This window comes from Salinibacter sp., assembly GCF_036626415.1.
In the GTDB taxonomy this organism is placed as follows: Bacteria; Bacteroidota; Rhodothermia; order Rhodothermales; family Salinibacteraceae; genus Salinibacter.
In genome coordinates this window covers 1-9710 of the sequence record NZ_JAZKRW010000114.1, presented here as the reverse complement: position 1 = coordinate 9710, position 9710 = coordinate 1, and the positions used below count along the sequence as shown (strand labels likewise).

General features: G+C 65.8%; 7 protein-coding genes and 1 pseudogene. 5 read left to right on the top strand and 3 right to left on the bottom strand.

Translation table 11 applies throughout. The features are described from left to right. The 4 genes and pseudogenes from V5A20_RS11325 to V5A20_RS11310 all read left to right on the top strand — a co-directional run. Positions 1–1331: pseudogene (locus tag V5A20_RS11325) on the top strand (Na-K-Cl cotransporter); the annotation flags it as partial. 99 nt (positions 1332–1430) lie between these two features. Then, complete coding sequence (locus V5A20_RS11320; RefSeq protein WP_332316414.1) at positions 1431–3131, top strand: potassium channel family protein; 1701 nt, start codon at positions 1431–1433, stop codon at positions 3129–3131. A gap of 359 nt (positions 3132–3490) precedes the next feature. Continuing rightward, a complete protein-coding gene (locus V5A20_RS11315) occupies positions 3491–4864 on the top strand; it encodes an APC family permease (RefSeq protein WP_332316415.1) in 1374 nt (457 codons plus the stop codon). Continuing rightward, positions 4861–5628: a universal stress protein gene (locus V5A20_RS11310; protein WP_332316416.1), complete on the top strand. Its 768-nt coding sequence runs from the start codon at positions 4861–4863 to the stop codon at positions 5626–5628. The genes V5A20_RS11315 and V5A20_RS11310 overlap by 4 nt, the downstream gene beginning before the upstream one ends. Positions 5629–5727: 99 nt before the next feature. On the opposite strand, the gene V5A20_RS11305 is transcribed toward V5A20_RS11310, so the two are convergent. After that, positions 5728–6390, bottom strand: a complete 663-nt coding sequence (locus tag V5A20_RS11305; protein ID WP_332327372.1) for a TrkA family potassium uptake protein — start codon at positions 6388–6390, stop codon at positions 5728–5730. Between the two features lie 29 nt (positions 6391–6419). Beyond that, positions 6420–7781 (bottom strand): APC family permease, encoded by a 1362-nt coding sequence (locus V5A20_RS11300; RefSeq protein WP_332316418.1) that lies wholly within the window; start codon positions 7779–7781, stop codon positions 6420–6422. Between the two features lie 491 nt (positions 7782–8272). Here V5A20_RS11300 and V5A20_RS11295 point away from each other — a divergent pair, with 491 nt between their 5' ends. Then, the gene (locus tag V5A20_RS11295; protein WP_332316419.1) at positions 8273–8719 is read left to right on the top strand and encodes a DUF3124 domain-containing protein; all 447 of its coding nucleotides are present in this window, start codon (positions 8273–8275) and stop codon (positions 8717–8719) included. Between the two features lie 140 nt (positions 8720–8859). Here the strand turns inward: V5A20_RS11295 and V5A20_RS11290 are convergent. After that, a partial coding sequence (locus V5A20_RS11290; RefSeq protein WP_332316420.1) for a potassium channel family protein occupies positions 8860–9710 on the bottom strand: 851 nt, incomplete at its 5' end.

Here is a 9710-nt window from a genome sequence, read left to right as displayed (position 1 = left end):
TCCTAGGCGCGCCGCGCGTGCTGCAGGCGCTGGCGCTCGACGGGGTGCTGCCCTCGTCCCTGAAGTGGCTGGGGAAGGGCGTGGGCGACGAAAACATCCCCCGGAGCGGCACGGTCCTGACGCTCGGGCTCGCGCTGGGCGCGGTGATGACGGGCAACCTCAACGCGATTGCGCCGGTCCTCACGATGTTCTTCCTCACCACGTACGCGGTGCTGAACGTGGCGGCCGGCGTGGAGACCTTCCTGGACAGCCCCTCCTTCCGGCCCGAGTTTCAGGTGCACTGGTCGCTTTCCTTACTGGGAGCGGTGGGATGCACGGCGGTCATGTTCCTCATCAACTGGTGGGCGACAGTCATCGCCATCGTGTTCGTTTTTGTCATCTTCGCCTGGCTGCAACGCCGCAGCCTGCGCACAACCTGGGGCGACGTCCGGCAGGGCCTCTGGATGACCCTCACTCGGGCCGGCCTGCTTCGGCTGAATGCCAACCAAGACCCCAAAAACTGGCGTCCCCACATTCTCGTCCTCTCGGGGGCGCCGCGCCGACGCTGGCCGCTGATCGAGCTGGCGAGCGCCCTCACGCACAACCAGGCGCTCATGACGGTGGGCACGGTGCTTCCGCCAAGCGAGGCATCCGACTTTGATGAGCAGCAGGAGGCTGAAGCCACCCTCCGCGAGTACCTCGGTGGCCGGGGCGTGCAGAGCCTCGTCCGCACCACGACCGCGGCGGACCCATTCGCGGGCGGCGAGCGGCTCATCGAAGACTACGGGCTCGGCGTGCTGAAGCCCAATACCATCATGCTCGGGCACACCGAGGACCCGACCCACCACGAGCAGTTCTGCACGCTCATCGAGCACCTGTACGCGGCCCACCGCAACGTCGTGGTGCTGCGCGGGGGCGATCAGGGCTTTGGGGAACGGAAGCGCATCGACGTGTGGTGGAGCGGGCTTAGGGGCAACGGCGGGCTCATGAAAATCCTCGCCTACTTGCTGCAGACGGATCTCGAGTGGCAGGGCGCCCAGGTACGGGTCAACGTCGTGGCCGCCGACGCGGACGAGGCCGAGGAACGGCGCCGAACGGTCGGCCCGATTCTGGATCAGCTCCGGACGGGGGCCACGCTCAACGTGATCGAGGCGGACGGGCGCGTCTTCGACGAGATTGTGCACGACGCGTCCCGCGACGCCGACATTGTCTTCCTCGGCATGGCGACGCCGGAAGAGGAAGACGATTACGTGTCGTATTACACCCGTTTGCACGAGCGCACCGCCGGCCTGCCGCCGACCGTGTTCGTGCTGGCCGCCGAGGAGATTTCGTTCCGGGAGGTGCTGGCGTAGCGCGGCCCTGGGAAAAACTTGTCCACATAAACAGGCCGACCGGGGCGGTGTCCAGGAGCACGGCCTGCGCGAGCAACGTTCACCGGCGCTCGACACCCGATGAAAACGATCAGCACCCACCTCTCCTACTTCCTGAAGGACCGGGAGGTCAAGCGCAACCTGTCGATCCTGTTGCGCTACGTTGCCATTCTGGTTGCGGTCATCACCTTGTTCACGGTGGTGTTTCACTTCATCATGCTGTACGTGGAGGGGGAGGAGCACTCCTGGATCACGGGCCTCTACTGGACGCTGACCGTGATGAGCACCCTCGGCTTCGGAGACATCACGTTTCAGTCCGATATCGGGCGCCTCTTCAGCGTGTTTGTCCTGATGTCGGGCATCGTGATGCTGCTCATCGTACTGCCGTTTGCGTTCATCCGCTTCTTTTACGCCCCCTGGCTGGAGTCACAGATCCACAACCGGGCCCCGCGGTCGCTGCCGATCGACACATCCGACCACGTCATTCTCACGAACTACGACACCATTGCGAAGGGGGTGGTGCGGCGGCTGGAACGGGACGAGATCCCGTACGTCGTGCTGGAGCCGGACCCCGTTACCGCCGCCAACCTGCAGATGGACGGCATTCAGGTGGTGACCGGCGAGATTGACAGCAAAGAGACGTACGAGGCGGTGCGGGCCAATCAGGCCCGGTTCGTGCTCGCCAACCACGACGACCCCACAAATACTAACATTACGCTCACGGTGCGCGAGGTGGCGCCGGAGGTGCAAATTGCGACCCTCATCAGCGCCGACGACTCGCAGGACATCTTGGAGCTGAGCGGCGCCTCGCAGGTGCTCCCGATTAAGCGATGGCTGGGCGAGCAGCTGGCCACCCGCATTACCGCCGAGTACGGCGAGGTGCATCCGATTGGCCAGTACCGCGACCTGCGCTTTGCGGAGGTGCCGGTGCAGCATACCTCTCTCGAAGAGCAGACGATCCGGGAGGCCCGGATTCGCGAGCAAACGGGCGCGACCGTGGTCGGCCTATGGGAGCGCGGGTCGCTACAGCCGGTGCGGCCCAATACGCCGCTCGTACCGACGAGCGTCCTGGTGGTAACGGGCACGACGGAGCAGCTCCGGGCCCTGAACCGACTGGTCGTGTCCGACGAGACCCACACCGAGCCGGTCCTCGTCATCGGCGGGGGACGGGTGGGCGGGGCTGCCGTCGAGGCCCTGCACGAGCGCGGCGTGCCCGTGCACCTCGTCGAGAAGGAACGCGCGCGCTGTGAGCTCCTTCGGCCCTACTGCGCGGAGGTATTCTGTGGCGACGCGGCCGAATATACGCTCGTGAAAGAGGCCGGAATTGAGACGGCCCCCTCCGTGCTGCTCACGACCCACGACGATGCGATCAACATCCATCTCGCCTCGTACTGCCGCCGCCTCAACCCGCAGATGCGTGTGGTGAGCCGCATTACCCACGAGCGGAACCTGGAGGCCATCCATCGCGCCGGGGCCGACTTTGTCCTCAGCTTCGCGACGCTCGGCATCGACGCGGTCTACGCGGCGCTGCGGGGACGACGCCTCGTGGTGCTTGGAGAGGGCGTTGACCTGTTCACGCGAGCCGTGCCGCCCGCGCTGGTGGGAACAACGCTGGCTGAGAGCCGGATCGGCGAGCAGACGGGCCTCAACGTCGTGGCCATCGAGCACGAGGACGCCTTCGTGACAGACCTCGGCGGCGACACAACGCTTCCCGCGGACGGGCATCTGGTTCTCATTGGGTCCGACGAACAGATGGAGACGTTCGTCGACCTCTACGAATAGCCAGTCGAGAACACGCACGGTGATCTCTAGGACGAGGTGTGTTTCTTTTGGCCAACTTCCTCTTTCCTCATCGAAGAGTCGGACTGTGCAGACTATGTAAGCACGCAGAAATACGTTTATTCGAGAGTCATTCTGAGCGACCGACGACCGGAGGGAGGAGCGAGTCGAAGAATCTTACTGGGTCCAGCGCGAACGCTGATTTGGGAATATACCGGTCTGAAGGTCGCTTCTACTGATCTTCGAAGAGATTCCTCGACTCCGCTTCGCTGCGCTCGGAATGACTTGTTGTTAAGGTTCTTTTGCGTGTCTACTTAGGCCTGTGCAGATGGCATTCTCCAGTGTGATTGCCCCACTTCAAAATGAGTGAGTCTTCCCCCACACCAGAGTCGACGTCTCAGCCCAACGCCGAACAGACGGAGCTCGAACGGACACTCGGGCTCCTGCCGGCGCTGGCCATCGGCACCGGGACCATGGTCGGGGCGGGCATCTTCGTGTTTCCAGGGCTTGCGGCGGGGAAGGCCGGGCCCGCGGCCATGCTCTCCTTCGCCATCGGGGCCGTCATCGCCCTCCTGGTGGCCCTGCCCACGTCCGAACTCGCCACGGCCATGCCCGAGAGCGGTGGGGGATACTTTTTCGTCTCCCGCGCCCTCGGCACCCTCCTCGGCTGCATGGTCGGCATCGGGCAGTGGCTGGGCCTGATCTTCGCCTCGGCGTTCTACCTGATCGGCTTCGGGCACTACCTGTCCGACCTGGTCCGCGAGCTAGGGATCAATCTCCCCCTCCCCGTGGTGGGCTTGGCCTTCGGCATGGGCATTCTCCTAACGGGCGTCAGCGTCACGGGGACGGAGAACACGGGCGACCTGCAGAATTGGATCGTGGGGAGCCTGCTCGCCATCCTCGCGGGGTTTCTCGGCCACGGCGGTCTGGACGCGCTCGGCATCTTCGGCCGCTCCCAGACCCCGGAGGCGTTCTTCCCGTACGGCACCATGCCCGTCCTTACCACCGCGGCACTGGTGTTTACCTCCTACCTCGGCTTCGTGCAGATTGCCACCGTGGCGGGCGAGATCAAGGCCCCGAGCCGAAACCTGCCCCGGTCGATGATTGGAAGCGTGCTGCTCGTGGGGACGCTCTACGTGCTCACGATCTTTATCAGCACCAGCCTGCTGGGCAGCGAGCAGCTCGCCGAGATGGGCGAGACGGCCGCCGTGAACGTGGGGCGCAGCATCGCCGGGACGTTCGGCGCCGCGGCCCTCCTGGGCGGCGGGCTGCTCGCCACGCTGTCGAGCGCCAACGCCTCCATCCTGAGCGCCTCCCGCTCCATCTACGCCCTGAGCCGGGATGAGCTCGTGCCGAGCCAGGTCGAGCGCATCAACCGGCGGTACCGAACGCCGCACGTGGCGCTGCTCTTGACCGGCGGGATCATCGTGGCCCTCATCCTCTTCGGGCGCGTGGAGGTGCTGGCCGAGGTCGCCTCGCTGCTGCACCTCTTCATGTACGGCCTCATCTGCGTGGCCCTCCTCGTCCTCCGACAGTCGCCCCCCGACGGGTACCAGCCCACCTTTCGGTGCCCCGGGCATCCGGTCGTGCCCGTTCTCGGCGCACTCACGAGCTTCGGGCTCGTGGCCTTCATGAATCCACTGTCGATTGCAATCGGGGGCGGGATCCTGCTCGCCACGGCAGGATGGTACCTCCTCTACGCGCGTGCCGTCACCATCTCTGAGATCTCGTCATGATGGACTTGCCCCCCGCTCCCTCCTCTATTCTCGTCGACCTCGAACTGCCGGAGCCGGCGCCCCTTCCCTCGGCACTCATCCGCGTGCTGTCCTCGCTCCGGGTGGTGCTGCTGGGCTGGTTCTCGGTGCCGGAGCAGACGAGCCCGGCCCAGGCGCGGGACCAGTTCGGCGCCGAGGCCGAGGAGACGCTCGACGCGGCCGCCCGCCGCTTCGAGAACGCGGGCGCCGAGGTGACGACGCGTCTCGTGTTCACGGGCGACGAGCTCGATACCATCAGCCGGGTGAGCGTGGAGGAGTCGTGCGACGCCGTGCTAATCCCCGGCCCCGTGGAGCAGTTGCGCCGTGTCCTCGTGCCGCTGCGCGGGATCCAGAACGTGCGGGAGATCGCCCCCTTCGTCGCCGACCTCTGCCAGGACGGCACCGCCCGGGTGACTCTCCTCCACGTTCTTGAAGGGGACGAAACGACCGCCGCCTCGCGCGAGGACGTGCTGGAGCCCGCCGCGGAGATGATGCGGAGCGCCGGCATCAAGGCGGGCCTGCTGGAACTCAATTCCGTGGCCGCCGACAGCCCGGCCGACGCCATCGTAGAGTGGGCCGGCGAGCACGACCTTGCCGTGCTGGGCGAGACCGAGCCCTCGGTCCGAGAGGTTCTCTTCGGCACGATGCCGGAACAAATCGTAGAGGCCGTTAACGTGCCGATCATCGTAGTACGCCACGGGGAGGAGGAGCCCGAAATCGCCGAGCGGACCACCCAGGCAGACTGATGTGAAGAGAGAACAAGGCGCGTCCCGTTGACCGTTCTACCCCGAGGGACGTGCGGACTGGGAACCACCCCTTGTCACAGGACGATTGGGGGCGGGCAGCTATCCTCGCAACAGCCGCATCACCTCCTCGATGACGTCCGGCTCGGCGGCCACGATGTAGCGTTGGCCGGCCTTCATCACCGTGTCGGCCCGGGCTACGCGCGCACCCTCCACGTCGCTCACCACGAGACTGCCTTCCGGGAGGCTGATCTCGTCCAGCACTTTGCCCACCACCGGCGCGTCCTCCCCAATGCGCACCTCCGCGATGTCGAGCACCCCCATGGCGTGCTCCAGCGAGCGTACGTCGCCGGACAGGATGGCGTTAACCGCCAGCAGCGCACTGGCCCGCCGCGGGTAGATCACCGCGTCGACGAGCTCCGCGTGGGCGTTGCCCGTCTCGGCGTCGGTCCGCATCACGGTGTGGAGGTCCGGGTTCATCCGCTGGCCGATCATGCACACGGCGAGGTTGGTCAGCGGGTGGTCCGACATCGCCGCCAGAACGTCGGCCCGTTCCGGCCCGGCCTGCCGGAAGATGTCGGGCAGGGTCGCGTCGCCCTCGATGATCGTCGCCACGTACTCGTCGGCAATTTCCTGACACCGGTCGGGATCGCGTTCGATGACGACCACGTCGTGCCCGCGCTCGTCGAGAAATTCGGCCGTGCGGAAGCCGACCTCGCCGCCGCCGGCGATAATGATGCGAAGGTCTTTTCCGGATACGCTCATGGGGGAGTGGGTATCTATGAGAGAGGGGGTCACGTCTCGGCCCTCGCCGTCTCCGCCCCGCGCCACTGCAGGGCCGCGTACACGAGACCGCCAATGGCGATCCACCCCAGCCCCAGCACCAGCGTGTACGGGTCGTCGCGGAGCAGGAAGTAGGCGAGGACGAGGTTTAACACAATGGCGAGGATGGGAATGGCCGGGTAGAACGGCATCTCGAAGGGGCGGCGCATGTTGGGGCGCCGGTTGCGCAGGCGGATGACGCTCCAGTTGACCACCACGAACGAGACGAGGAAGAAGAGGCTCGACACGCGCCCCACCTGCTCGATGGGCAGGAAGACCACGCTTCCGAGCATCACGGCGGCACTCACGACGACGGCCGCGAGGGGGGTGCCAAACCGCGCACTGATCTGGCCGAGGGGATTCGGAAGTTGGTCTTCCCGCCCCATCGCGAACACGACCCGGCTGGACGCGATGACGACGGCGTTGAGGGCACTCACCGTCGAAAAGACGGCGCCGAAGACGATGAGCGCGGCGCCCTCCCCCAGCAGCGGAATCGTCGGCATGAAGCTCGTCGCGGCCTCCGCGATGCCCGTCTCGCCGGCCCGCCCGAGCTCTTCGGCCCCGAGCGTGCCGATGGCCACCCACACGACGATCAGGTAAATGGCCACCGTCGCGACGAGGCTGATAAAAATTGCCTTCGGAATGTTTTCCCGCGGATTTTCGACCTCTTCGGTGACGGTGGCGATGAGGTCGTACCCCTCGAAGGCGATGAACGTGAGGCCCATCGCCTTCAGTATGGCGACCGAGGAGTCGTCCTTCGCGAAGAAGGGCTCGAAGTTGCTCCCCTCCACGGCAAAGGCGCCAAACCCGGCGAAGACGAGCAGGATGATGATCTTGATGATCGTGACGACGGTCTCCGCCCCGCCGCTGGCCTCCGTGGAGACGGCGTTGAGCAGGGCAAAGAGGCCGACCACCGTCAGGGCGTAGAGAATATGCCACACAGGACCCGTGGGCAGCCCCGCCCAGTAGAGGTGGACGAACTCGACGAAGTTGGACGAAAACCCGAGCGCGTAGAGCGCCCCCGCAATCATATAGGCAAACGAGAGCATCCACCCCATGAGAAACGAGGTCGGCCCTGAAAAAACCTCTCGGACAAACACATAGCCACCGCCGCTCTTCGGAATGGCACTCGCGAGCTCCGCGTACGAGATGCCCGTGAGGACCGTCACCACCCCGTTCAGCGCAAAGACCAGGATGGCCGCCGGCCCCGCAATCTCCGCGGCCAGGCCCGTCAGGACGAAGATGCCCGCCCCAATCATCGCCCCCATCCCCACCATCGTGGCGTCGAGAAGCCCCAGGCGTGCCGTTGGAGATCGGTCTCCTGACTGGGCCATGGTTGGAGCGTTTCTTCAACATGGAATGCGGGCTTCCCAACAGCGGGAGGGGCCGGGCAGTTTAGGGTGTACGCCGCGTGTCCGTAACGGAGTCGTCATTCCGGTGGCCGTTGCGGGCGAGAGCCGGGCCCTTTCGGCGATGATCTATAACGTATCGGGGCGACAGGCGGACGACAACAACGATTCTTCGGATCAATCCGGAGCATGAGTGCTGGAAGGAGGGCCCCGGTGACGACCTCAATCATGCCCCAAGGTCTCCCTTGGAACGCAGGTCTGTGCCGGCTGGCGCCCCGAAGGAGTTCATATGAAGACAAGAGGGTCCTCCCATGCGGTCTCCGTCTCCACCTCGTCGACTGACACTTCCACTGGCCCTCGTTCTGGTCGGGGCGCTCTGCGCGTGTGGGCCCTCCAACCGGGATGCAAACCTCGAGCCGCCTGCCTCCCACCTCGACAGTCTGCCGACGGCTTCCTCGTCGTCCGGCAACCGGGGAGTGCCGACGACGCGCGTCCGGAGCCAGACGCTCTACGTGCCCGCCTACTCCCACATCTACGTCCGGAATGCCCAGCGGTCCATGAACCTGGCGACGACGCTTAGCATCCGCAACACGAGCCAGGACGTGCCCCTCACGCTCTCAACCATTGACTACTACGACAGCCAGGGCGAGCTTGTGCGCGCCTACCTGGACACGACCCGGGCCCTCGGGCCGCTCGCCTCGACGTACGTCGTGGTGGACACGGACGACATTCGGGGCGGCGTGGGGGCCAACTTCATCCTCCGGTGGCACGCGGAGCGCCCGATCTCCCCGCCTGTCGTGGAAACGGTCATGATTACCGGCGCCAACACGCAGGGCATTTCGTTCCGGTCCACCGCCCGCGTGCTGCGTGAAGAGCGCGTCTCTACGGATACGCTCGGACACCGCTCCGACGCAGACTTGTGAGTCCTGCCGGACCGACGGAGGCCCTTGCGAGGGACCCGGTCGGGTCTCCTGTATGCCTCGTCGCCCCCCGCCCCGTCCTGCCCGGCAAAAAGATGTGTTCGATCGGACAGGCTCCCTCGGCGGGATGCGAGCGGCCCTCGCTACTGGAGGAAACGCTCCTCGAAGACCTGCACCCCTTCGTCCGTTCCTACGACAACAAGCTCATCGCCCTCCTCGACCACAAACGTCTCGGGATCGAGCGACGTGATCACGTCCCCATCGCGCACCGTCGCGACGACGGTGCAGCCCGTGTGGGCCCGAACATCTTCTCCGGCGAGTGTGCGCCCGACTAGGCGGCCCGCCGGGAGGCGCACCACGTCAATCTTCGTCCGGAACGAGAGGACCTCTTCCCGATCGAGAACGGTCGCGGCCATCATCCGCCCGCTGATGGAGGCGAGGGACTGCACATAGTCCGCCCCGGCCCGGTAAATCTTCCGCTCGTTTTCCTCTTCATTCGCGCGGGCAACAATGTGCGCGTCGGGATTGGCGTCCCGCGCGATGAGCGTGGCGAACAGGGTGGTCGTGTCGTCGTCGAGATCAATAATGATGGCGTCGGCCGTCCCGGCATCGGCCTCTTTGTACGCCCCGGGATCCCGGGCATCACCCACGACGTCCACCTCCGGGCGATCCTTCGCATCGATGATCGTCACTCGGGCCTCCGTGTCGGCCAGCACGTCGACCGCCGCCTGGCCGGACTGTCCGTACCCGACGACGATGACGCGCTGCCGCTTCCGCAGTTGAAGCGTCGAGCTGTCCTCGCGCCGCAATGCCTGAATCCGTTCGGGCGCCCCGGACACGAGGAGGCGCGCCCGGCAACTGACGGTGGTGCCTGGGCCGACGGGGCTCTCGAACGCGCCGTCGAACCAGGCGCCAATCACATCAATTCCGAAGCGCTCACGCAGCCGGAGCTCGCCGATCGTCTGGTCGCAGAGCGGGCTTCCCGGCTCGATGT

What these genes read in the sequence shown, in the direction of transcription:
- V5A20_RS11320 (WP_332316414.1), top strand. Translation starts at nt 1,431, where the DNA reads ATGAAAACGATCAGCACCCACCTCTCCTACTTCCTGAAGGACCGGGAG.
- V5A20_RS11315 (WP_332316415.1), top strand. Translation starts at nt 3,491, where the DNA reads ATGAGTGAGTCTTCCCCCACACCAGAGTCGACGTCTCAGCCCAACGCC.
- V5A20_RS11310 (WP_332316416.1), top strand. Translation starts at nt 4,861, where the DNA reads ATGATGGACTTGCCCCCCGCTCCCTCCTCTATTCTCGTCGACCTCGAA.
- V5A20_RS11305 (WP_332327372.1), bottom strand. Translation starts at nt 6,390, where the DNA reads ATGAGCGTATCCGGAAAAGACCTTCGCATCATTATCGCCGGCGGCGGC.
- V5A20_RS11300 (WP_332316418.1), bottom strand. Translation starts at nt 7,781, where the DNA reads ATGGCCCAGTCAGGAGACCGATCTCCAACGGCACGCCTGGGGCTTCTC.